21 protein-coding genes and 1 pseudogene are annotated in these 24,398 nt (G+C 60.3%); 14 read left to right on the top strand and 8 right to left on the bottom strand.

Annotation, left to right across the window (positions count from 1 at the left end; translation table 11 throughout):
* Positions 1-20 precede the first annotated feature (20 nt).
* On the bottom strand, positions 21-914 hold the full coding sequence (locus AO716_RS01280; protein ID WP_055239150.1) for a rhodanese-related sulfurtransferase: 894 nt from the start codon (positions 912-914) through the stop codon (positions 21-23).
* Positions 915-997: 83 nt separating this feature from the next.
* On the opposite strand from AO716_RS01280, the gene AO716_RS01275 reads away from it, so the two are divergent.
* Together AO716_RS01275 and AO716_RS01270 are read left to right on the top strand one after the other, a co-directional pair.
* A complete protein-coding gene (locus AO716_RS01275; protein WP_055239149.1) occupies positions 998-1,648 on the top strand; it encodes a GNAT family N-acetyltransferase in 651 nt (216 codons plus the stop codon).
* A 69-nt stretch (positions 1,649-1,717) separates the two neighbouring features.
* Positions 1,718-4,087 (top strand): DEAD/DEAH box helicase, encoded by a 2,370-nt coding sequence (locus tag AO716_RS01270; RefSeq protein ID WP_055239148.1) that lies wholly within the window; start codon positions 1,718-1,720, stop codon positions 4,085-4,087.
* Positions 4,088-4,191: 104 nt separating this feature from the next.
* Here the strand turns inward: AO716_RS01270 and AO716_RS01265 are convergent, their stop codons facing one another.
* From AO716_RS01265 to AO716_RS01250, 5 genes are all read right to left on the bottom strand, one after another.
* On the bottom strand, positions 4,192-4,614 hold the full coding sequence (locus tag AO716_RS01265; RefSeq protein WP_321164359.1) for an Rv3654c family TadE-like protein: 423 nt from the start codon (positions 4,612-4,614) through the stop codon (positions 4,192-4,194).
* Entirely contained in the window at positions 4,611-4,973 is a 363-nt protein-coding gene (locus tag AO716_RS01260; protein ID WP_055239147.1) for a TadE family type IV pilus minor pilin, read from the bottom strand. The genes AO716_RS01265 and AO716_RS01260 overlap by 4 nt, the downstream gene beginning before the upstream one ends.
* Entirely contained in the window at positions 4,970-5,083 is a 114-nt protein-coding gene (locus AO716_RS17800; protein ID WP_082413235.1) for a DUF4244 domain-containing protein, read from the bottom strand. Before AO716_RS17800 ends, AO716_RS01260 begins: the two co-directional genes overlap by 4 nt.
* A gap of 307 nt (positions 5,084-5,390) precedes the next feature.
* Entirely contained in the window at positions 5,391-6,425 is a 1,035-nt protein-coding gene (locus AO716_RS01255) for a hypothetical protein (protein ID WP_055239146.1), read from the bottom strand.
* A 562-nt stretch (positions 6,426-6,987) separates the two neighbouring features.
* The gene (locus AO716_RS01250; RefSeq protein ID WP_055239145.1) at positions 6,988-7,536 is read right to left on the bottom strand and encodes a hypothetical protein; all 549 of its coding nucleotides are present in this window, start codon (positions 7,534-7,536) and stop codon (positions 6,988-6,990) included.
* A gap of 1,088 nt (positions 7,537-8,624) precedes the next feature.
* On the opposite strand from AO716_RS01250, the gene AO716_RS01245 reads away from it, so the two are divergent.
* Both AO716_RS01245 and AO716_RS01240 read left to right on the top strand, forming a co-directional pair.
* Positions 8,625-9,008 (top strand): helix-turn-helix domain-containing protein, encoded by a 384-nt coding sequence (locus AO716_RS01245; RefSeq protein ID WP_055239144.1) that lies wholly within the window; start codon positions 8,625-8,627, stop codon positions 9,006-9,008.
* A gap of 1,530 nt (positions 9,009-10,538) precedes the next feature.
* Positions 10,539-11,339 (top strand): annotated as a pseudogene (locus tag AO716_RS01240) (IS110 family transposase); the annotation flags it as partial.
* A gap of 1,121 nt (positions 11,340-12,460) precedes the next feature.
* On the opposite strand, the gene AO716_RS01235 reads toward AO716_RS01240, so the two are convergent.
* Both AO716_RS01235 and AO716_RS01230 read right to left on the bottom strand, forming a co-directional pair.
* Positions 12,461-13,096: a hypothetical protein gene (locus AO716_RS01235; protein ID WP_055239142.1), complete on the bottom strand. Its 636-nt coding sequence runs from the start codon at positions 13,094-13,096 to the stop codon at positions 12,461-12,463.
* A gap of 13 nt (positions 13,097-13,109) precedes the next feature.
* A complete protein-coding gene (locus AO716_RS01230; protein WP_152969822.1) occupies positions 13,110-14,255 on the bottom strand; it encodes a hypothetical protein in 1,146 nt (381 codons plus the stop codon).
* Positions 14,256-14,571: 316 nt separating this feature from the next.
* Here AO716_RS01230 and AO716_RS01225 point away from each other — a divergent pair, with 316 nt between their 5' ends.
* The 10 genes from AO716_RS01225 (at position 14,572) to AO716_RS01190 (ending at position 24,188) form a co-directional block, all read left to right on the top strand.
* A complete protein-coding gene (locus AO716_RS01225; RefSeq protein ID WP_055239140.1) occupies positions 14,572-16,533 on the top strand; it encodes a type I restriction-modification system subunit M in 1,962 nt (653 codons plus the stop codon).
* Positions 16,530-17,834 (top strand): restriction endonuclease subunit S, encoded by a 1,305-nt coding sequence (locus AO716_RS01220; RefSeq protein ID WP_055239139.1) that lies wholly within the window; start codon positions 16,530-16,532, stop codon positions 17,832-17,834. The genes AO716_RS01225 and AO716_RS01220 overlap by 4 nt, the downstream gene beginning before the upstream one ends.
* A complete protein-coding gene (locus tag AO716_RS01215) occupies positions 17,827-20,904 on the top strand; it encodes a type I restriction endonuclease subunit R (protein ID WP_229780204.1) in 3,078 nt (1,025 codons plus the stop codon). The genes AO716_RS01220 and AO716_RS01215 overlap by 8 nt, the downstream gene beginning before the upstream one ends.
* A 559-nt stretch (positions 20,905-21,463) precedes the next feature.
* Complete coding sequence (locus AO716_RS01210) at positions 21,464-22,015, top strand: recombinase family protein (protein WP_055239137.1); 552 nt, start codon at positions 21,464-21,466, stop codon at positions 22,013-22,015.
* A 30-nt stretch (positions 22,016-22,045) separates the two neighbouring features.
* A complete protein-coding gene (locus tag AO716_RS01205) occupies positions 22,046-22,303 on the top strand; it encodes a glutaredoxin family protein (RefSeq protein ID WP_055239136.1) in 258 nt (85 codons plus the stop codon).
* Between the two features lie 51 nt (positions 22,304-22,354).
* Positions 22,355-22,768, top strand: coding sequence for a single-stranded DNA-binding protein (locus tag AO716_RS01200; protein WP_082413232.1), 414 nt, complete (start codon positions 22,355-22,357; stop codon positions 22,766-22,768).
* Between the two features lie 8 nt (positions 22,769-22,776).
* Positions 22,777-22,956 carry a hypothetical protein gene (locus tag AO716_RS17155; protein WP_152969821.1) on the top strand — a complete coding sequence of 60 codons (180 nt, stop codon included), beginning with the start codon at positions 22,777-22,779 and terminating at the stop codon, positions 22,954-22,956.
* A gap of 22 nt (positions 22,957-22,978) precedes the next feature.
* Positions 22,979-23,230 (top strand): ParB family protein, encoded by a 252-nt coding sequence (locus tag AO716_RS16870; protein ID WP_082413231.1) that lies wholly within the window; start codon positions 22,979-22,981, stop codon positions 23,228-23,230.
* Positions 23,231-23,427: 197 nt separating this feature from the next.
* Positions 23,428-23,784: a DUF192 domain-containing protein gene (locus AO716_RS01195; RefSeq protein WP_082413230.1), complete on the top strand. Its 357-nt coding sequence runs from the start codon at positions 23,428-23,430 to the stop codon at positions 23,782-23,784.
* Complete coding sequence (locus AO716_RS01190; RefSeq protein WP_055239135.1) at positions 23,781-24,188, top strand: hypothetical protein; 408 nt, start codon at positions 23,781-23,783, stop codon at positions 24,186-24,188. Before AO716_RS01195 ends, AO716_RS01190 begins: the two co-directional genes overlap by 4 nt.
* Positions 24,189-24,398 lie beyond the last annotated feature (210 nt).

Raw genomic sequence — 24,398 nt, 5'->3', positions numbered from 1 at the left:
GGAAGGCCGCGGGCCTGAAATTAGGCTTCGCAGCCGTCCGGGCAGCGCAGTGTTGAGGGATCCGCGGCGCACTCGGCGCAGTAAAGGGTCAGCTTGCGGCAGGAGGGGTTGGAGCAGTTTTCGAACTTGCTCGTGGGCGCGTGGCACCGCACGCACTCACCGATGGTGACGGCGTCGTCCGTGAACTCCATGTGCATCCGCTTGTCGAAGACATAAAGCGAACCCTCCCAGAGGCCTTTGTCCCCATAGGTTTCCCCGTAGCGGACGATTCCGCCCTGCATCTGGTAGACCTCGGAGAACCCCCGGTTCACCATTAGCGCGGAAAGCACTTCGCAGCGCACGCCGCCGGTGCAGTACGTGACCACGGGCTTGTCCTTCAGGTCGTCGTACTTGCCCGACTCAAGTTCCTTGATGAAGTCGTGGGTGGTCGAAACATCCGGGACAACAGCGCCCTTGAACTTGCCGATCTGGGCTTCAAAGGCGTTGCGGCCGTCGAAGAAAACAACGTCTTCTCCATCTGCACGCTTCTTCTCCACCAGCTCATGCAGTTCTTCCGGGCGCAGGTGAGTCCCGCCGCCTACCACGCCGTTCTCATCCACCTTCAATTCGCCGGGGGCGCCGAAGCTCACGATCTCGGGGCGGACCTTCACGCTCAGGCGCGGGAAGTCCTCGGCCGAGCCTTCGGAGTACTTGATGTCCATTTTCTTGAACGCAGGGTACTCGCGGGTTGCTTTGACATAGGCCTTGACGGCGCTAAGTTCACCGCCGACGGTTCCGTTGATGCCGTCCTTGGAGACGAGGATCCGGCCGCGCAGGCCGAGCTTTTCACACAGCGCACGCTGCCAGAGCCGGATCGCTTCCGGATCGGCAAGAGGGGTGAAGGCGTAATAGAGAGCAATTCGATTCAGGGCCACGTATTAAGGGTAGACCGGCGGGCGAAATCCGGTTTTACCGGTCTGCCCTCCCGCCCGTGGCAGGCGGGGGCTAGGGTTTCTCCATGAACGGACTAACCGATGATCTCCTGGAGACCTGGGTAACCGGGTGGGCCAAAGCCCGTGGCTACCAGACCCGCCATGAGGGTCGGTTTCCGGCCGCTTTCCTGCACGATAAAACCAATGACTGGGAGTATTTCGCCCTTGAGCCGTCCCATGACGAGTTCGCGGCGCTGGCGTCATCGGCCAGGCAGGGGGCCGGGCGGCTGTTCACCATCGTGACGTCCCGGGTGGCCGATCTGTACGGTGCCGCCAACGTCTACGGATTGTCTGTCCGGTCCACGGATGAGGTCTTTATGGTCCTGCCCATGGAAGGACAGGACATTGAGGATCCAATTCCGCCGGACAGCTACACGGCCCAGACCTTCCGCAGCGGCACCGGCGGACGGGTGGAGGTCAGCTTCGGGGAGATCCCGGCGGCCCGCGGACATGTGGCGGTGGTTGACGGGTTTGCCGTCTATGACCAGATTGCCACCGAGCCGGACTTCCGCCGCCAGGGGCTGGGCAGTTACGTGATGCGGGCCCTGACCGCACTGGCCCTGGAACATGATGCCGAGACAGGGCTGCTGATCTCTCCCGCAACAGGCCTGGAGCTGTACCGCTATCTGGGCTGGGAGTCCCTTGCAAGCGTCATGATGTTTGAGCCGCGGCTGTAGATTTCGCCCGCCGCGGACCGGCCGGTATCCGTGTCCCGAACGCACGGGTACCGGTGGGACAATGGCCGCGTGGCCATTCGCGATTCCCTCATCCCGCTGCTTGGCGGCGGTGCCGACCCCGAGCAGCTGGTCCATCTGCACGAGATTCCGGCGCGTGAGGCCCAAACCGTTCCCTGGCCGGAATGGGTGCATCCCGACCTCGTTGAAGCGTACGGGCGCCTGGGCGTCCATACTCCGTGGCGGCACCAGGCGGAAGCCGCTGAGGCAGCGCATTCCGGCCGGCACACGATCATCTCCACCGGCACCGCTTCCGGAAAGTCGCTGGCCTACCAGCTGCCGGTCCTGGACGAAATCCACCGCACCGCCTTGGACGACCGGATTTCCCTGGAACCGACGGGGTCCGTGGCCCTGTACCTCTCCCCTACCAAGGCCCTCGCCGCAGACCAGCTGGCGGCCCTGAATTCCCTGCATCTTCCGACGCTCCGAGCCGAAACCTACGACGGCGACACTGATCCGGGTGCCCGGCGCTGGATCCGCGACCACGCGAACATGGTCCTGGCCAACCCGGACATGCTCCACTTCGGGGTGCTCCCCAACCACGCCTGGTGGGCCCGGTTCTTCCGCCGGCTGACGTACGTGGTCATTGACGAGGCCCACAGCTACCGGGGCGTGTTCGGCTCGAACGTCGCCAACCTGATGCGGCGGCTTCGCCGGATCTGCCGTTATTACGGGGCGGACCCCATCTTTATTGGCGCGTCCGCCACGTCCGCGGATCCTGCCCAGTCCTTTGGCCGGCTGATCGGCAGCGAGGTTCATGCCGTCACCCGGGACTATTCCCCTCACGGGGCGACCACCGTGGCTTTGTGGGAGCCGCAGCTCACTGATGGCAAGGGTGAAAACGGTGCCCGCGAGCGCCGCACGGTGATCGCGGAAACCTCTGACCTGCTGGCCAACCTCGTGGCCGCCCAGGTGCGGACCATTGCCTTTATCAAGTCCCGCCGGGGCGCTGAAACCATCGCCACCATAACCCGGCGGCTGCTGGATGAAGTCCATCCGTCCCTCCCCGGCCGGGTCGCTGCGTACCGGTCCGGATATCTGCCAGAGGAACGCCGGGAGTTGGAGAACCAGCTGCGCAGCGGCCAGCTGCTGGGAATCGCGAGCACCTCGGCGCTGGAACTCGGAATCGACATTTCCGGGCTCGACGCCGTGCTGGTGGCAGGCTGGCCGGGAACCCGGGCATCCCTGTTCCAGCAGATCGGCCGGGCCGGCCGGTCCGGACAGGACGCCCTGGCGGCATTTGTGGCCAGCGATGATCCGCTGGACACGTACCTGGTGCACCACCCGGAGGCGATCTTCGATATTTCCGTAGAAGCGACCGTCTTCGACCCGTCCAATCCGTACGTGCTGGGACCGCACCTGTGCGCGGCTGCGGCCGAGCTTCCGTTGACGCCGGATGAGCGTGAGCTGTTCGGGCCGGCTGCCGCCGGCCTGCTGGATCAGCTGGTGGCCCAGGGTTACCTGCGGCGCCGTCCTGCCGGCTGGTTCTGGACCCATGCGGAGAGCGCTGCTTCGATGGTGAACCTGCGGGCAGCCGGGGGTGGCCCGATCAACATTGTGGAAGCGGAGACTGGCACCCTGCTGGGCACCATGGACGGGGCCCAGAGCCAGTACCAGGCGCACACGGGGGCCGTGTATGTACATCAGGGGCAGACCTTCCTGGTTGAAGAGCTGAACGAAGCGGACCATTGTGCGGTGGTGACCCGGGCCAATCCGGAGTTCTACACCCAGGCCCGGGACGTCACCCAGATCGAAGTCATGGAGACTGAGCGGACCGAGCAGTGGGGCGAGGTCCAGATGTGCTTCGGCACGGTGAAGGTGACCACGCAGGTTGTCTCCTTCCAGCGCAAGGCCCTGGTTTCCAACGAGATTCTGGGAGAGGAACCGCTGGAGCTCGAGGCCAAGGAGCTGTTCACCAAGGCCGTGTGGTTCATCATTGACGAGAAGCTGCTGCTGGGGGCAGGTCTGGCCGCGGCTGACTTCCCCGGTTCGCTGCACGCTGCCGAGCATGCCTCGATCGGAATGCTGCCCCTCGTGGCAACATCGGACCGCTGGGACATTGGCGGCGTTTCCACCGCCCTGCACGCTGACACCGGCAAGCCGACCATCTTTGTGTACGACGGCCACCCGGGCGGGGCCGGCTTCGCGGAGCGCGCCTACGAGGCTGCCACCATCTGGCTCACCGCCACCCGGGATGCCATCCGGGCCTGCGAGTGCGAGGGCGGCTGCCCGTCCTGCGTGCAGTCCCCCAAGTGCGGGAACAAGAACAACCCCCTGGACAAAAAGGGCGCTGTCACCCTGATCGAGGTGCTGCTGGCGGATGCACCCGGCCGCCCCGATGCCGGCAACCGGGTATCGGCCGGCACCGGCGTCCGGGACTGACGCCCTGCGGCAGCCCCAGCGGATCGACGGGGATAGGTCTCCGCTGCCGTCCAGCCGGTTGCACCCCATCACTGCACCCCCCGCCGCTCCCCTCGCTGCACGCTTCACTGCACCCCCTCTCTGCTCCCGAGCGGTCCCGGAGGCCCGGCCCGGGCCTGTGCCGTGGCCCGCCAAGGCAGCAGTGATGCAGCCGATGCTTCAACCCAGACCACGACCGTGCGGGCACCGGGATCGGGAACGCATGCCGAGAGTTCCGCGGCGTTCCGGGCCGCCACTTCAGCTGCGACGCCGCAGGGGTCCCCAGAGCGCAGGCCCCTTATGGTGTCTGCTCCGGCCAACGCAGCCAGATCCGCAGCCGCCGCCGCGCGGGCTGCTCCGATGGTCGCCTGGACGAGGAGCAACACCCCCAGGAACAGGACTATCGCTCCCAGCACTGTCCCGAGGGCAATGACAGTTCCAGAGCCGGAGTCCTTCCCGTCTCCGTCCCCTGGGGGAATGCTGCCCCAGTACGCCACCTGCCCGCTCACGGCAGTTGATCCGGCAGGACGGAGGCACTGGCCTGCAGGGTGACCGGCAGATGCTCCAAGAGCGGAGCGTCCAACGGTGAAGAAACCCGCACCTGCACCCACTCCCCGTCAACAGCCAATTCAAGCGACGCCCGCTGCCCGGCCAGGCGGGTGACTGATGCGGCCGCTGCGGCCGCTTCTCCGCGCATCACCGCCCGGCCTGCTGCCCGCGCTGCTTCCTCCAGGCGCAGCTGGGTAATCCCAGCTGCAGCCCCGGTCAGCAGCCCGGCCAGGAGGACCGCCACGGCAGGCATTGCAACAGCCAGCTCTGCCGTGACGGCTCCTGCCTCACCACCGAACCGGCGTTCGACGGGTCTCACCCGAAACTCAGGGCCGCCCGGATCAACGACATGAGCATTTCGCGGACGTCACCGGAACTCAGCACGGCTACCAGAAGTGCAGCGAAAGCCACGGCGGCTACCGTGATCACAGTAAAGCGTACTTTGGGCTGCCATCGGTCTACGTGGCCTCTCGGAGGCGGAGACCGCCCGGCAGTCGCGCACTGAGCATGGCCTGAGCCAGGGGAGCGCGCACATTCTCTGGGCGTTCAGCTGACAACCCTGAACCGCTACTTGCAACAGAAATGTCATTGTATGTGTCGATGAATCCCAGGGTTCTCGGCTTATTCCGGGGAGGGAGCCTCCACAAACGCCGGAGTTGGCCTCATCGGGTTGGAAGGCCGGATGGTGGAAGTCGAAGCAGACATCAGGCAGCCGATGTCCACTAGATGACACCTCTTATTCCACACGATTTCCCGAAGGTGGCCCAGAAGTGTCCAGATCCACCAACAGCCGGAGAGTGGCCAAACAAGTCCAGAACACCCAGTCTAGGAACTCCTCTCCATACTCTGTCTGCTGGGATTGTCCTCGGTGTCTCAGGTTAAACTTGTTCGCGATCCTGAAGAGGTCGCTTGCGTCAGACGAAGAAAGCGTGCTCTCGATCCTTTTCCGTTTCGGCTCCATCTCGCCGTAGAGCATCACGATTGCAGAGCGCTTCTCCACGACTGACGCGTCGCGTGCTCGATACTTTCTCACGGCATGAGCGACCTCGTCCTCTGGTTCCTCGGCGCGCCTGTCGACTTCTGACTCTGCGAGGTCATCCAAGGGGGAGCCGAAGTGTCGGATAAGACGTCCTTGCTCTTCACCTGTGGGACCTATGCGAAGCGGCACGCCATGGTTCTCTAGGAGTGCATTGAGGCGCCAGCGGTAGACGCTTTGCCCCGTCTGGCTGTTCCAATTCTGGAAGTGAAGGCCACAGTCGCCATAGCTATGAAGAGTGGCAGTCCGTGGCCGCTGAGCCTGATCGTGGAAATACTCCACCAGTGAGTACACGGCGTCATCTGAGAGTGACAATATATCGCCGGGGGTCATGGGCCACTTGATGTCCAATCTAGTGGCCCGCCGGATTGTCTTTCGCACGTCATCCAAGTCAATAGGATCGTCGACGCAATCCTTCTTGAGGACCTTGGGGAAGTAACCCGCCTCCTGCAATTCGTCTATGAGCTCAAAGAAGTCCTCGGCGAAGCTCTCGTACGGTTTATCGGCCGCTATTGTCCCACTTGCACCCGTTCGCTCAGCCCAGTAGACAGGTGCCTTGTAGGGCTGCAGTCGAGACTCGTCTCTTAGCAATTCAGTAAACCAGGCCCTGGCTGCGGCGATACTTTTGCTGGGTACTACAGGGCTCAAGAAGATGTCGTCGGTCGGCATTGCAGATTGAAATGCAGACGCAACCTCGTCGTCTTCGTAGGCCTCAAGTAAGAGGTGAGTAACCATGGAGGTCCAATCCTTGGTTTCCCAGGGAAGATCTAAGATTCGGCGGGCCTCCCACTCAAATAGGGGCCGTGGCCAAAGTAGCGCGAAGGCGGGATCAGTCATAGGTAGAACGATAGGGGCTAACGACTCTTTTTTCTCTGAGGGAGCACTTGGCGGCGGACTGAGACGGCACCGATCCAGCTGACCCGTCCGTCGAGGTGTCCCGGTTATTAGCTGTTCAGGTCCAGGTTCAGGTCCAGGTCGACGTGTTCGATCCGAACGGCGTTCGAGGTGCCCTGCCCCGCACGACGCTGATCACTGCGCCGGTTGAGGATCCAGAAGGGTGCCACTCGTTACAACACAGCTACTGGTTCCGGGTTTAAACCCGATGTAGTCCAGGTCGCGCGGCAAGATGTGGTTCCGGGTGCCACACCCGTTCCGGTCTATGTCCCCTCCAGCCGGACCCAAATAAGTCCTGATCCCCGCTGGCCTGCGGCACCCGGCCCTTGATCGGAATTGTGTCGAGCTGGGTCAGTGCAGTGCCCACGAGCGCCGGTACGCAACGACAGACTTCATTGATCATCTAGCAGTACTGGGCATATTCTTCCCTCAGGTTGGCTGTCACCGGGCTTTCTCCCATTAAATGCTTTGCGAAATGGTCACCCCACGGGGTGCCATCTGACTCGAACTGCGGCCGGTGCTGGTCGATTTCTGAACGTTGATCGATGGCCAAGGAAAGGTACTCACACGCCCGTGACTCAGCCTCGCTGGCCGCACGTTCCACAGCCAGCTTTTCCGAGCGCTCTGCCTCCACCACGGACTCGCTCCACATGTAAAAATTCAGGTTAGCGAGCATAAAACCCAGCACTCCTGCCGCCATCGCCCAAGGCCAGATCCATTTGCGCCACTGGCTCCAGCTACGGCATGTCACCCCCATGACGATTGTCGCGGTTAATGGCAGCAGCCCCACCGTGAGTGGCCTGAACTCAACCTCGTTCAAGACGCCGAGAGCGGCGTAGGCCCCGTAATGGGCGGCAGTTGCAGCTAGGCATACGACGAAGAAGGTAGCCCCCGCGAATTGTCCTCGAACGGGTTTCTGATGCTTAATTTCTTTATTCTCAGCGCCGGTCACAGCTATGGACCTTCCTTGTCGCCCTAAAAGTTGTAAAAAAGAAACCCGCAGAGCGGGGGCCTGGGTGCGTAACCTAGAAACGTGCAGGAATTTCTCAGTCAAAAGAATATCAGCAGGCGTACGCAGCTTTCACCAGCTAATGAATTGTGACGCTGCATGTCTGCATTCTGTTCGCTTCCAAGCAGGCGTTCCACACATATCGAGACTCCCGCCCCCTTCCACCAGCTAGAAAAGCTGGTGGAAGTGCATGCAAAAGGCAAACCGCTCGGTCCCTGCGACCCGGCCTTCGAGGTGTTCCGGTTATCGGCTGTTCAGGTAAAGGTCAGCGAGATGATGACCCTCTTGTGATCCTTCCACGACCAGACATGCCGGGCCTCCGGCAGGCAGGACGCGATGCTCCAAACGCACCGCCGAAGATGTGTCGTAGCCGGATTGAGGACGTCCTTCGCCGCAAGGAGTCCAGCCAGACTGATTTCCGACGCGGTCCGGCTGATCGCTTGAGTAACACCGCTGGCTTCGCCTATGTAAGGACGTGTTTCACCCAGTGGCAAGTAGGCGGCCCAGTTCAATCCTGCGCTGTTCGCTAAGCCGCGGCCAGGAGGCGACCATTCGGGATGCAAGCGCGGTGAGGTCAGTCAGATCGGCTTCGGAAGGAGACTGACACTCAAACGGGGTGCCAGCGGCGCTAACCTGTGGCATCAGCCGGGTGAGATCAGATTCCTTGACCAGGAACTGTTTACCTGCCCGAACAGCAGGAAGCCGGCCGGCATGGACGTACTTGCGAAGTGTGTGCGGTTTCGGCCAGCCGCGCTCATGAGCGGCGCGTAGCGGGAGAAGCGGGTCGTTTCCGCTGGACAGGGCCTCCGGGAGGCATGCGGTCGAAGTGGACATTTAGGACCTCTGACTGGGGTCCCATGCGTCCTTCGTTCCGGGAATCGGTGGTCACCGCCACCCAAGAGAACTGGTGTGTGGACTGTAGCGTTATCGCGACCTTTCGTACCTCCAGCATAGCGATACGATGTGAATATCGCAATATCAGTAAATCATCATGTATTGATCACAAGCTTTGAGCGGAGAACGGACACGCCATGACGATCGCAACAGAGACATTTGCCCGGAGGCTCACCGTGGAGCGGCAGCGGGCTGGTTTGTCACAGGCAGCGCTTGCTGCGCTCATCACCGACCGGATCGGACGCAGCATAGATCCCAGCGCTGTTGCCAGGGCAGAGAAGCACGAACGGGCAGTCCGGCTTGACGAGGCCGTCGCGATCGCAGACGTGCTCCAGGTGCCGCTCACTTCACTGTTGCAAGACAGGGGCGCCATCGATGAAGAAATTGATGAACTTAGGCGAGAACTCAGCCTGCTTCAATGGCGGCTGGGCAAGGCTGAGGAGGAAGCTCACCATGCACAAGACTCTATCTCCGCGACGCGTCGACGCATGGAAGAACTTGAGGCAGCGCGCGGGGAATGAGGTCCCACGGAAGTCTTTGGACGCGAGGGCGTGATCTAGCCCGCCCGTCTGCAGGAGGAGTGGGCTGCGATGAACTGGTGCCCTCCCCGGCGCTCTTCGCACTTTTTTCTGTCGCAGCACTCCGGAGGAGACGCTGGGAGAGCAGGAGAGCAAATCGATGAGCCCCAGCGGGGATATCTATATGCATTGTTGAACACAGTAAGACAGCCCCCTGAAGACCTTCGATCTGGTGCCGCTCTGCAGCAGATATTGCCGTGACTTAGGGACGGGATCTGGGCCAGGCGAGGCCCGTAGAGCCAGCGGAGCCAAGACACTGTGCCACTTCCGGGTAGAAGTGGCACAGTGCCCCGATCCCAGTAAAGAAAAGGCGTTCCGGCCCCTCTGAGGCCCGCCCTCCGACCACCCGTGCCATTTCTCCTCCCAGAAATGGCACGGTGTTTTCTGTTGGTATATCAACGAAAACAGGCCATAAAACGCCTCTGTGCCATTTGTGCCACTTTTCTCCGAGGTTAGAAGTTGCGCGTGTGCGCGTGCGCGCGTCTAAGAAGAAAGTTCAAAAAAAGTGGCACAAGTGGCACACGGCCTCTTTTGGGGGACAAAAACCCCGGAATCGCAGGCATGTAGGGGTGTGCCATTTTTTCTCGAAAGATAACTAAAAATAGAGCTCCAACCCCGCCGTGAGTTCCCTCTAACCCCCGCCAATCCAGGCCTGAGCTCCCTTTCGAGGCCTGTGCCACTTTTGTTTTGGCAGAAATGGCACAAGTGGCACAGGAACAGCAGAGCCCCCACCAGGGAACCTAACCCCACAGTACGGATGCTCGGCGCTGACGCCCCTTCCGGTGGCGAGTGCGGCGCTGATGAAGCGACCGCACACCTCGAAGGACTGATGCGCGCCGACGAACCGGTGGCTGTCACCTACGAAGCCGAGCTGAAGGACCCCGTCGGCGAGGACGGGGACACGCTGGCCTACGTCATCACCGGCGCGGGGTGTCACCCAGGACCTGGGCCTGCGGATGGTCCACGAGGGCTACGCGACCGCGGAGTACCCCGAAGACGGCGCCGTTCCTATGATGTTCGAGCAGTACCTCACGTACTCGGACTTCGCCGTAGTCCAGGGCCGGGGCTCTGGACCACCTGCGACGCGCCCTAACGCCGCTCGATCTGACCGGGTCAGTGCGCCATTTTCCCAAAAAGTGGCGCAACACGGATCCCCCCCGTTACCTAATGGGAGGTGAGGGAGTCAGATGAGGTCTTCCCGTTACCGTGGCCATGAGCCGTCGAAAAAGATTGTCCCTCTGGCTCCCTCACCCCCACGGAACGTAGGTTGACCCCGGGGGCTTGCTGCCGGCCAAAGTCTCGACCAGAAACCCGAAACCCAGAGTTCTCACATTAAGACCCGACCCCGGCAGCATCCGACAGGGATAAGAATGCCAATCAGATGTCGAGCCATCGAGCTCTACCATTAGGTCGCATCCGTCCCAGGTCACAACGGTCCTCTGCAGCTACCACCACAGGGGAAGGAACAACCACATGACGGAAGTGTTCTGCGGGATCGACTGGGCAGAGGGACACCACGACATCGCACTCGTTGATTCACAGGGCCGTTTGCTGTCCTCGCAGCGAGTCGCAGAATCGGCAGCGGGACTAGCGGAACTGCTAGACCTGCTTTCCACGCACGGAGACCGGATTGAGGACCGCATTCCGGTGGCCATCGAAACAACACGCGGGCTCCTTGTCGCGGCGCTGCGCTCCAGCGGCCGGGACGTCTACGCCATCAACCCAATGGCCGTGGCTCGATACCGCGAACGACACACGGTCTCCCGGAAGAAATCCGACACCCAAGACGCCGCGGCACTGGCCAATATCCTGCGCACGGACCGCCACGCCCACCGTCCTCTGCCTCAAGACTCGGAACTGGTCCAGTCCATTGCAGTGCTCGCACGAGCGCAACAGGACGCGGTCTGGGATCGGCAGCAGCACGCCAACCGTATCCGTTCCGTCCTGCGCGAGTACTATCCCTCGGCACTGAAGGCCTTCCCCCACACATCCGATCTAAGCAGCCCGACCGCCAGGCTCCTGCTCCGAACCGTCCCCACCCCGTCACAGGCCGCCGTCCTGACCGGGTCCCAGTTGCGGCGGATCCTGCTCAAGTCCGGCCGGACCCGGAACATCGAGGCCACCGTGACCCGTCTCCTCCCGATTCTCCGCGAAGCCGCGATGCATCAATTACCAGGCGTTGAAGCAGCCTTCGGCACTCAGCTCACCGCCCTGCTCGGCCAGCTCGACGCAGCCTGCGCCGGCCTCGATGCCCTGACCCTGGCCGTCGAGGAAATCCGCTAGATCACAGGCCTGTAGGGTGCGCCACTTTTATTTTCTAAAATATTTAAAATACAGAGCTCCAACCACCTGTGCTCCCCCTCAGATCCCCGCCAATTCAGGCCTGGGCTGCGCTTGGATGCCTGCGCCACTTTTTGTTCGGCAGAAATGGCGCAAGTGGCGCAGGTCAGGTGTCTCCGTGAGCTGGGTGGCCGGTCATCGCACTGAGCCGCCTCCATTCGTGTTCGGACACAACTGCTCGCCTTGGATTAGGCGGCGAGCGGTACAACGGACTCGGTTCGCACATGTAGTCCGCGAACACCGGCGATGGACACGTTTCTTGCCTCAACGCCTATCGATTCGTCCACCTCCGGCAGTGCGGACGTCCCGGCGGAACCAGGGGTACATGGCTGTATTCGTTCCCGGTACTGATCTTCAAGACGAGATCGATGCGGTTGTCTCCGGCGAGCGAGAGTATCTACGACCATCCGGCCGGCCACCGCCCCCGGAGGCCGACGCAAGACGATTGGGCAAGGAACGTCTTCTGGGATGAGCGCGAGCGGTCTGGCCACCTGCCCGGGGATTTCAGTTTGATGAGGCACAGCGTGGGTTCAAATCCCACCGTCACCGCCAGATGAGAAAGACCCCAGTTCCCTTGTAAACAAAGGGAACCGGGGTCTTTTGCTTTGCCCTACAGGAGGCACTTGGCAAGGAATTGGCAAAGCTTGCTCGACGCACCCTTCCCCGGCTGCCTGCGGAGGTGCAAGCCGGCGCGATCCTGACCAGCTCCAGACGGCAAATATCCACCCCGGCGCTCTGGGTTCGAATCCCACCGTCACCGCCGGACGCCAAGCTTTGGCTGCCTCTAGTCAGGCCTACTTCTTGCTGCCACTAGTTATCGTGTGCTGTCACCGAATCTGGGGAATAGATGCGGGTTTCGTTTCGGCGGCAGTCCAAGGGTGAGTAGTTGCATGACCTGAGCTGCAGTCCAAGGGCTGAGGATCAGCCGCCGCAACTCTGTCTACAGTTGTGGGCAGATCCTGCCCTCAGCCTCGTCGCCACAGGGATCGTGGCTGGGGTGTTTATCTCCAAGACTTGGTCACGGGCATGTAAGACGCGTACGACACTCGCGATACCTAGCTATTGCGTCGTGCGTCGATCTCTGCGGCTTGGCCGCGGGCGTCCTTTGTTTCCTGTCGTGTTGCAGAACCTTCGACGACTGTCTGCACCCGCCAGAACGGCACGAAGGTATCGGTGTAGAGCTTGTGGAGACGCCGTATCGAAAGCAGAAAGTAGAGCACGACCAATGAACTAAGCCCCACGGTGACGGCCGTCGCAAACTCGGACACGACGTATCCCTCGGCTGGGATCGAGGCGGAAACTCCCGCGAGCCAGATCGCATCGATTCCAGACAGAAGGCCAGCTGCGAGCAATGTCAGCGCACTCTCATCAATCAGACGCGCTGTTCTCCGCTCCAGGACTTTGCTGGGCTTCGCTGAGAGATTGATGCGGATGGAGAACACCAAGGCAAACGCGGAGATGAACACGCCAGCAAGAAGCCCCAGGGCGCCGACAAGGTCCCCAACTGTTTGCATCTGAACATGGAAGACAAGCGAAAGGGTGAAAGCGGCGGGGGCAAGCAAAACGACGAGTCCACGGATGATCCACTCAGGCCGATTTGTAGACAGGTCAGTCAGGTAACGGAACTGGTCTCCGAGAAGAGCGAATACGTTCAGCCGGGAAAAAACTCTCAGCCAGCGAGGTTTGTGCATGCCTGCCCCTTCTTTAGCCACCGATCGGCGCCGACCAATCACTTTCGAGATCGATCTGATTCGTGGCCGCTAAGTCGTTCACCACATCTGCCACACTTGCAACGAAAGTATCGTTGTTGGGTCTGACATCACCAAGATCGTAGGTGAACCCTGATGCCATATCTAGAGGTTTGAGCCGCTTCCTCTGGATACCATCGACGACTACCTCAGCAGTTTCAAACGCAGCACTCTCAGCAAGCTTCGGCCACAAATAGCTTGCGAGAGCCTTCGCCTCGTCCGCCGCGACGGGCTTGTCCTTCTTCGCTTTGTTCTCTTTGGTGGGGAGCCAGTGCGTCAGTCGCTTTTTGAGTGAGGTCTCCTCTGTTGAGCCCGCCCCGATGGTGAACGTGATCTTCGCCGGAATTGTCGTGCTCTGGCTGGAGTCCGAACTCGGCAACGTCTGGAACAAGTTGACCTCACGGATCCGACCGTCCTTCATCAGGTTACGGACAGACTCGTCGTCAGCGATCGCACCGAACGTTCGCACCTTGAAATTGTGTCCTTTTGCGCCGGCATGCAGGCGGCTGGGAAGGCGTCCTCCTGCGTGTGATCGTGAGACCACCTCTACGGCCAGCAGTCCATTCTTACCGCTGGTGGGGGCGATAACGAGTGCCCGGTAATGCCGGGTGGTGGCGAGGCTGGTGAGGTCCGTGTCGTCCTTTTTACCTTCGGGATCAACAGCCAGAGCGTGATCACCAACAATTCCGTAAACCGTGTCCAGAAGCACCGCACCCTGATACCTCACGGCGGACTTAACCCGGACTACTGCAAGCTGTTTGCGCCCCTCTTCCTCCGGTATTCCAGAATCGGGGTCTTCTCCCACGACGTCATCCGATCCCATCGCTACGGTTTCGACCGTCTCCTCATTGGCCTGTGCGTCGTCCTCCGAACTCTTTTCGTCGGTCGATGCATCGCCCATCGAGGTACCCTCTTCGGACTCCGGTGCCTCAGTCTCATCGACCGGCGCGAAGTCTTTCAGGAGGAGGTCCAGGTAAGGAAGCGTGATCTGTGCGGTCTCCGGATTCTTCGTGTCGCCGTCGGGCGCCCCAAAGTCCAACGGTTTCTGTCCCCGGCCCCGAAATAGTTGAATTTCGAGTAGTTTGAATCCGTAGCTTGGCACCGCGCAGCCTCTCCCCTGTTGACGTCCGTTAGGACGATGATTATTCATTGTGGCAGAGGAGCTCCAGAAAACGCGTCGATTCCAGCTAAGCCGACGGCGCATTTCGACCTCGGTATCGCGTTACACGACGTCCCCGTGGAATGTGCCGCCCGGCAACCATACAGACGCCCCGGAGGCCGAGCCAGTGACGAGTCCGTTCTCCGTACGGGCCCCACAGTGCAGCCAGTCGCCACGGAAAGAGGGTTGAATAGAGGCTAAGCATGTCGGACCAGAACAGTGATGGGCCGGCGGTAACACGAAGAGGGACTGGGACGACTTGAGCAACCACGCATCATTCATATGGGGTATCGCCGACCTTCTACGGGGTAATTTCAAGGCACACCAGTACGGTGACTTCATCCTCCCCTTCACTGTCCTGCGGCGCCTGGACTCCGTGTTAGCGGACACTAAGCCCAAGGTGCTCGAAGTCGTCGCCGACGCCGAGGCCAAGGGCATCCCGATCCGGCCAGTGCTGCTGAAAAGCAGAGCAGGCCACCAGCACTCGTTCTTCAACACCAGCCGCTACGATCTCGCCACCTTGGTGGGAGACGCCGAGAACCTGCGTGAGAACCTTCTCGCCTATATCAACGCGTTCTCAGAGAACGTGCGCGACATCTTCGTGAAGTACAAGATCGAGGACCGCATCGAGGAACTTGAAGATAACAACCTCCTGCTGCTGGTGGTGCAGCGTTTCGCGGAGGTCGACTTGCATCCCCAGAAGGTCTCCAACGCCCAAATGGGGCACGTCTTTGAGGAACTCATCCGCAAGTTCGCTGAGGCCTCCAACGAAACCGCCGGTGAACACTTCACCCCCCGCGAAGTCATCGAACTCATGGTGGACCTGCTGTTTGAAAACGACGACGAAGCCCTGCGCGACGGTGACATCGTCCGCTCCGTCTACGACCCGACCGCCGGCACCGGCGGCATGCTCTCGGTCGCCGAAGACCATCTCACCAGCATGAACCCGAAGGCACGGCTCACCCTCGCCGGCCAGGAACTCAACGCCCAGTCGTACGCGATCTGCAAGGCCGACATGGTCATCAAGGGCCAGTCCGTGGACGCCATCGTCAATGACGACACCCTGCTCTACGACGGGCACGCCGGCACCACGTTCAACTACTGCCTCTCCAACCCGCCCTTCGGCGTGGACTGGAAGAAACAGGAAAAAACCGTCCGCGAGGAACACTCCGAACGGGGCTTCGCGGGCCGCTTCGGCCCCGGCCTGCCGCGGGTATCCGACGGCTCCATGCTCTTCCTGCTGCACCTGATATCCAAAATGCGGGAACCCGGACAATACTCAGCCGGAGGCCGCGCCGCGATTGTCCTGAACGGTTCCCCGCTGTTCACCGGCGGCGCCGGGTCCGGCGAATCGAACATCCGCAAGTGGGTGCTGGAACGCGACTACCTCGAGGCAATCATCGCCCTGCCGACCGACATGTTCTACAACACCGGCATCAGCACCTACGTCTGGGTTTTGTCCAAGGAAAAAGCGCCTGAGCGACGAAACAAGGTGCAACTGGTCGATGGATCCAAGCTGTTCCGCAAAATGCGCAAGGGTCTGGGATCCAAGCGCAATGAGCTCGGCCCCAAGGACGTCCAAGCCATTGTGAAGCTCTACGGAGACTTCATGGCCAGCGACCAGTCGAAGATTTTCGACACCACAGATTTCCTTTACCGCACCATCACTGTAGAACGTCCGCTGAAGCTAAATTTCGCCACCACTCCCGACCGTATCGAGGCGGCCCTGGCGGTGAAGGCCTTCAGCAAGCTCACGGCCGAGGCCATGGCCAACGTGCGGACTGCGCTGGAGACCATGGACACGGGCGTGGTGTGGAAGAACCGGGACGAGTTCACCAAAGCCTTGAAGAAGCAGCTCCGGGCCACGGGAGCCGACCTGAGCGGACCCCATTTGAAAGCACTCGTCGCCGGGCTTTCCGAGCGGGACGACACCGCCGACGTCTGTACAGGCGCGAAGGGCAAGGCCGAACCGGATCCTGATCTGCGCGACACTGAAAACGTTCCCTGGAACGAGGACATCCACGCGTACGTAGAGCGCGAAGTGAAACCGTTCATTGACGATGCCTGGATTGACGAAGACAAAACCAAAGACGGGTGTGAAATCCCCTTCACCCGTCACTTCTACGAGTACATACCGCCTCGCCCGTTGGAGGTGATCGATGCCGATCTAGATGCAGTTCTGGGTCGCATCCGTTCACGCCTGGAGCAGGTCAAGGCATGAGCTTGAAGCTGTATCCGGCGTATAAAGACAGCGGGGTTAAATCTCTAGGCCACATTCCGGCGCATTGGGACGTGGTTCGTTTATCCCGATTTGTAAACTTTGGCAATGGTTCGGATTATAAACATGTGATGGTCGAAAACGGCGGCTATCCGGTCATCGGCTCAGGGGGTGAGTTCCGCCGATCTTCGGAATACTTATTCGATGGCGAGTCGGTGCTTTTCGGTCGCAAGGGAACCGTTGACAAGCCGTTGTATGTCAACGGTAAGTTTTGGACTGTTGACACGATGTATTACACCCGAATCGATACTCACAGATTGCTACCGAAGTTTCTCTACTACTGGGCCACGCGCATCCCGTTCGACTTCTACGTAACGAGCACTGCGCTGCCAAGCATGACCCAAACAGATCTGGGCTCAGCAAAAATTGGTGTCCCGGCTCTCCACGAACAAGAAGCCATTTCTAACTATCTCGACTGTGAGACGGACGAGATTGATGCCTTCATCTCGGATCAGGAGGACTTGATCGCCCTTCTGGAAGAGCGCCGCACAGCAATCACCGCTCAAGCAGTCACCAAAGGCCTGAACTCAAGCGTTCCTATGAAGGACAGCGGGGTGACATGGATTGGTGAGGTTCCGGCGCACTGGCTGCTCTCAACACTAGGGCACCACTTTGAGGTCGTGCTTGGAAAGATGCTCGATGGCGCCAAGGAAACACCTGTCGGGGCACGAGTGCTCCCCTATGTTCGCGCCGGCAACATTCAAGATGCGGGTCTTGATCTATCCGACGTCAATGAAATGGCCTTTACCTCCTATGAAGCCGAACGCTTGAACCTGATGGCCAAAGATCTCTTGGTAGTAGAGGGCGGTTCTGTCGGAACGGTGCATTACTTGGACTCCGCCATGGACGGCTGGAGCTTCCAAAAGACCGTAAACCGCGTTAGGTCCCTTGGGTCAGCAGATACCAAGTACTTGGGCTATTTGATCCGCGTGTTTAGGGATTCCGGGGTATTCGAAGTCATCTGCAACGGTTCAACGATTATGCACCTCACCGCTGAGAAACTGCGCGCACTCCTGATCCCGGTCCCACCTATTGACGAACAGCGTTCCATTGCTGAATTCGTCGACCATGAGACCGCCGAAATTGACGCTGCTATCGCCGATGCACGTCAAGCTATCAAGCTGTCGAAAGAGCGACGGGCGGCCGTAATCAGTGCGGCGGTCACGGGGAAGATTGATGTCCGCGACCGCATGGCGCGGGCTTCAACTAACAAGGTGGGGGCCGAGTCTGTTGGCGTTGCATAACGAGATTGAGTTCGAGAACAGCATCTGCAGCCACTTGGCTGCCCATGGCTGGCTTTATTCCGCCACCGATGAGGGCTACGACCGCGAACGGGCGCTCTTCCCCGAGGACGTGTTCGGCTGGCTGCAGGACACCGTACCGGAGGAGCTTGCAAAGGTCCTGAAGCCGGACCTGAACCCAACGATGCTGGCCAAGGCCAAGCTCCGGGTACTGGACCGGTTGTCGTCCGTAATGGGCGCGGACCCATTCAATGGCGGCGGTACGCTGAACGCCCTGAAGAAGCCGATCGGCGTGACACCGGCGACGCTGCGGATGTTCCAGCCCAAGCCTGCCGATGGGTTGAACCCTTCCACTGTGGAACGCTACGGGCGCAACAGGTTACGGGTGATGCGCCAGGTCCATTATTCCCAGGCGAACAACAAGTCCCTGGATCTGGTGCTCTTCCTTAATGGAATCCCTGTCGCCACCGTCGAACTGAAAACGGACCTGACGCAGGACGCCGAGGCGGCACTGAAGCAGTACCGGCAGGACCGCAATCCCAAGGGCGAACCGCTGCTGTGTCACGGGCGCGGGGCACTGGTGCACTTTGTCGTGTCCAACCAGGAAGTGCACATGACAACGAAGCTGGAGGGACCTTCAACGCGGTTCCTGCCCTTCAACGCGGGCAGGAACAACGGGGCCGGCAACGCCGAGCGCGAAGGCACCTCCCCAACCGCCTACTTCTGGGAAGATCTTCTGGAGCCTGAAGCGTGGCTGACGGTGCTCGGAAAATTCATTCATTACCGCTTCGAGGAAGACACCCACCCCATCACCGGGAAGAAGTCCTTCAAGGCTTCCACCCGCTTCCCGCGGTACCACCAGTGGCGCGCCGTCAACGCCTTGACCAGCGCCGCTCTGGCCGAAGGACCCGGGCACAATTATCTGATCCAGCACTCGGCCGGCTCCGGGAAGACCGACTCAATCGCATGGACCGCCTACCGGCTCGCTTCCCTGCACCGCGAGAACGGGTCCAAGGTCTTCGACGGCGTCATCGTCATCAGCGACCGCACTGTTTTGGACGGCCAGCTGCAAAAGGCCATCGAGCAGCTGGAAACCGTGGCCGGCGTCTTCGCTCCGATCACCCGCGGCTCCGAAGGCTCCAAATCCAAGCAACTCGCCGAGGCTTTAATCAAAGGCCGGCAGATCATCGGCGTGACCCTGCAGACCTTCCCCCATGCCATGGAAGAGATTCGCAAGAACAAGGGCCTGGCCGGGCGCAACTACGCGATCATCGCTGACGAGGCCCATTCGTCGCAGTCCGGGGACGCCGCCAAGTCTTTGAAGAATGTCCTCACCTCCATGGGGTTGGAGGAGGGCGAGGACATCACCACCGAGGACGTTCTGGCCGCCGAAATGGCAGCCAGGGCCGGCGCCACCATGAACCTCTCCTTCTTCGCCTTCACGGCCACACCGAAAGCGAAGACGATCGATCTCTTCGGACGTCCGGACGAGAACGGGACAATGGAGGTCTTCGACCTGTATTCAATGAAGCAGGCCATCGAGGAGGGTTTCATCCTCGACGTACTCCAGAACTACACCACCTACGAGATGGCAGCCCGAATCGCTCAGTCCGACCAGGACGCTGCCACCCAGGAGGTGGATCGCGACCAGGGCACCAAAGCACTGATGCAATGGGTGAGGCTGCACCCGCACAACATCGCCCAGAAAGTCGCAATCATCGTGGAGCACTTCCGCGAAAATGTAGCCCACCACCTGGCCGGCCGTGCCAAAGCCATGGTGGTGACCTCCTCACGCAAGGAAGCGGTCCGCTACAAACTCGCCATCGACAACTACCTTCAGCTCAAGGGCTATGAAACGGAGCTGGCTGCCTTGGTTGCTTTTTCCGGCGAGGTAACCGACCCCGAATCCGGACCCAACGGCTTTACCGAATACACCATGAACCCCGGGCTCAAGGGCCGAAGCCTGACCAAGGCCTTCGGCAGCGACGACTACCAAGTCATGCTTGTGGCCAACAAGTTCCAAACCGGGTTCGACCAACCCCTGCTGGTGGGCATGTACGTGGACAAGAAACTCTCGGGCATCGCCGCCGTGCAGACCCTCTCCCGCCTCAACAGGGTGATCCCGGGCAAGGACAAGACCTACGTACTGGATTTCGCCAACGATCCGGACACCATCCTCGACGCCTTCCAAACCTATTTTGAGGAAGCGTCCATCGTGAAGGCATCCAATCCGGACGTCATTCACGACATGATCATGAAGCTGGACGCCGCAGGTATCTACAATGACCGGGAAGTGGAGCTGGTCGCCGCGAAATGGGTGGCCCAGCGCAACCACAACGGTCTGGTGTCACACCTCCAGCCAGCCATTGACGTGTTCCACGACCGCCACAAGAAAGCGGTGTTCACAAACAACACGCTGGAGCTGGAGCAGCTGGAGGAGTTCCGTAAAACGGCTGGAGCCTTCAACAAGTCCTATGATTTCTTCTCGCAGATCATCGACTACGGGAGCACCCGGATCGAAAAACTTGCGATCTACCTCAAGCTGCTCTCCAAGGCACTGCAGACCAGCGCCACCGGCAACAACCTGGATCTTTCCGACGTGGTGCTCACCCACTACGCCCTGAAAAAGCAGGAAGCCCGGGACCTGAAGCTGGTCGACGGGGAGGGCAAGGGGCTCAAGGGGATCACAGCTGTGGGCTCCGGGGTCGTCAGAGAAAAAACCCTGGGCACCTTCGGCGGCCTGATCGAGCAGATCAACAAGCTCTTCGAGGGCACGGGGATCAGAGATGAAGACCAGCTCAACGTGTTTGAATCCGTCTCGCGCCATGTTGAATCGAACGAGCAGCTTCAGCGCGAGGCCATAGCCAACGGTCCCCTTGACTTCCGTTCTTCACCCACCCTGAACGAGACAGTCGAGGAGAGTATCTACACCGCGGGCGACGGGCATCAGAAAGCCACCAACGTGCTGTTGGAGCTGGGCGGTCCGGAGAAAATCGTCGAAATTCTCCTCGCCGCCGGCTTGCAAGACCGGCTACGGGCGCGGGCACAATTGGATGCCATGGGCAACGACTAGGACGTTAGCGGATAACGCCACCTATTGCGGATATTACCGGCCCTCCGCTGTCACCGTTCCCAGCAGCTGGAACGCCGTTGCTCTGTTCGGTTACGGTTAAGCCCCCGTAGCACTGAGCAGGAATGTACGAATAGCAAATGTACTGATTAACCCGCGTAACAGTGTTGCTGCACACCTGCCCGGATTGTGTACCGGTGTAGCAAACTGAGTTTCCGACCTGGGGTGTTCCAGTGTATCCAGCAATCGGAGCAATCGCATTCCCGTTGTACACCCCTACATAAACGTAAGGAGCTTTGGACACACCTCGCTCGTCTCTGACGCGGCAGCCCCGCTGATGCCGCTGGCGATGACAGCAGACAAAGCGGCTCTTCGCGGTTGATGGTGAAACAGGTTCCGTGTCTTGAAAGCTAAAGGGCTCGTAGCCCTGCTGTGATGGATGTTCTCTACGCATTCATCAAGAGTCAGGAGCTACGAGCCTTGATCGAGCCTACTTCCCCGCGCCCCGATGCTGCCACCACCATCTTTCGACCCCTCAGCAGCGTTCCGAAAAGCCCTGCGGATGTGGCTGCCGCGCACCGCGGTCTCCGTCGACGCCCGCGTCTCAACGACTGAACAGAGCCTGGAATCCCAGCAGCAGCAGCTGCGCCAGGCAGGGTGCTACGAAATTTACTCCGACCACGGCCGCTCCGGAGCCACCATGGCCAGACCAGAACTGGAAGCCTGCCTGAGGGCACTCCAGCCCGGAAACACACTCGTCGTTACCAAGCTCGACCGTCTCGGCAGGACCGTGCGCGGACTGGTAGAACTGCTGGATTCGCTGCACGAACGGGGAGTTGCCTTCCGGTCCCTTACAGAAGGGATCGATACGACCACCCCATCCGGCCGGCTGATGTTCAACATCATCGCCTCCGTGGCGGAAATGGAACGCGAACTAATCAGAGAACGAACCAGGGCTGGCCTGGCCCAACCCAGCGAAACTGGTCCCGAAACTACTCGCACGTTCCAGCGATATACAGGTAGAAAACCCCTAGATTTAGGGCCAAAACCCCTTATTATTCAGATGAATAAATGGGAAAATAGAAGCATCACCAACAGCACGGACTCTGACTAAAACGACTACGAAACCTGAGGAATGAGTGCCATGACTATCACCGTCTACACGAAGCCCGGTTGTGGACCCTGCAAGCTCACCATCGGAAGGTTCAAGAACGCCGGGCTTGATCCCCAGGTAGTCGATATCACCGCCACCCCCGCAGCACTGGAATACATCACCGAAGAACTCGGGTACGTCCAGGCACCCGTCGTCGTCTACGAACGGGACGGATCCGAAGATCACTGGTCAGGACTGAACCCGGACAAGATCAACCAGGTCATCGCCCTGGAAACCCCCAGCACCTAACCCATAAAAAGCAGCACTCCCATCTATCACCCACGAAGGAAGCTGATCACCATGGCAGGCGAACCCACCACCACCATCACCGGAAACCTCACCTCGGATCCCGAACTGCGCTTCACCCCCAGCGGCGTCCCGGTCGCCAACTTCACCATCGCTTCAACACCGAGGATCCTGGACCGCCAAAGCAATGAATGGAAGGACGGAGAAACACTCTTCATCCGCTGCACCGTATGGCGCGAAACAGCCGAATACATCGCGGAATCCCTCACCAAGGGAAGCAGGGTCATAGCCGAAGGAACACTGAAATCCCGGCGGTTCGAAACCAAGGACGGCGAGAACCGAACCACCATCGAACTCGACGTCGAAGAAATCGGAGCGTCCCTCAAATACGGCCCCGTGCAGCCGGCCAAACGCCCCTCACAGCCCGAACAACAGAGCGGAAACCCCTACCTCACACCCGTGGAGTAGAGAGAAAAATGCCAGGCAAGAAACTAGAGCTCGGTGGAGAGCATGACGTGTTCGTACTCTCCACCGCACTCGAACGCATCAGGGACGAATTCCTGTACCGCAGCGAGGACCCCACAGAACGAACGGGAGCCCCTTTCCTGGAGTGGGCTGCTGCGGCCGAGAACCTCAGGATCCAGGTGCTGGAATGAAGACCATGGACCAGGGAACCCGATGAGCCAAAGAAAACCTGCGTCATTCACCCCGTATTTCACAGAACAAGACGCGGATCAGGTCAGAGCCGCTTTCCTGGCAGCCGGCGGAGCGGAAGGCTACCGGTCAGTCTCAGAGCTCATTGAGGGCGCGGTGTTGCGGGAAGTGCGCCGGCTGCAGCGAAAGCACAACAACGGCAGGAAGTGGGTCCCGGTGAAAGCCGGTGCGCTGCGTCCCGGGCGCCGGACCCGTCAAGAAGAAGGACGGGCGTGAACAGAAATTTCCTTCGTTGGTTGCGGAGGACAGAAAGAGGAGCGGGGACCGTGTGGTGCGGTTCCCGCTCCTGCCATTTCACCCCCAGCTCCGGAAAGGAGCTGCGCATCGCTCGGGGACTCATTGTGCAGGTCCTGGCGGTCATCACCCTGGCAGGATGTGCCAGCGATGCTGCGCCGTAGGCAGCAACCGTCACCGTGGGGGAGGAGCGGGAGTTTCAGGTTGAAGTCGCAGTCACACCCGAGCAGCAAAGCGCAGGGCTCAGTGGCCGGCAAAACCTTCCACCCGGCACAGGAATGCTCATTACCTTCGAGCCGGGCAAAGAACGAGAGGTGTGGATGGCCGGAATGGAAATCCCCATCGACATAGCTTGGATAGCCGACGGACAGGTTCTGCAGATCAGTACGCTGGACCCCTGCACGGAAAACCGCCAGAGTCTCTGCCCCCGATGGAAATCACCGGGAGCAGTCGACGCACTTCTGGAAGTACCGGCAGACGCACTGAAAGGCATCACCCCAGGAACACCCGTCAGCATCCGAGAGGAACAGCAATGACCCCAACCCTGCTGGAGAAGAATGCCCCTGAACCCGACCCGGTAGACGAAGCCATCACCGCACTCACCGCAGCTGCCCGCGGCCAGCGCATCATTGGCGCCGGCACCGCCAACGAACACTCAGTGCCGACAAATTTCGCTGGCACTCTTTCCCGGATCCTCGCTTCCGTCGCGGCCAACGTTGGCGGGATAGAAGCACTCCTGCAAGGCCGGCCAGAATCCTGGGAAGCGGATTACGTGTGCCAGCTGCTGCGCAGCACCGTCGGAGAGAACGAGGAATACCTCCTGCAGTACCGCACCGAACTGGTTGGCTCAAGGGGTCTCAGGGGCTTGAGTAACCGGTTTCCCCCACTCGACAGGCATCGGCATGTTCGAGTACGGATTTGTGATTTGACGAAAAACTAGAACCACTATCGCCGCAGCGATCAGGACCACGAAGACGATCAGCATCTTCCGGTTGCGTTTCGATAACTTTCTCACGGAATCGTCTCCCAATTTTTACACACACATGAAACGGTTGGGTGTCATACAAACAAATACTATGGGGGGAAACATTGAAAAGAAAGCTGTCCGCATTAGCCATTGCTTTGTCGGCTCTTCACGGTTCGTGGTGAA

Origin of the sequence: Arthrobacter sp. Edens01 (genome assembly GCF_001307035.1) — a bacterium.
In the GTDB taxonomy this organism is placed as follows: domain Bacteria; phylum Actinomycetota; class Actinomycetes; order Actinomycetales; family Micrococcaceae; genus Arthrobacter_B.
Note: the sequence above shows the minus strand (reverse complement) of the source record. Positions and strands in the feature narration are given on the sequence as shown.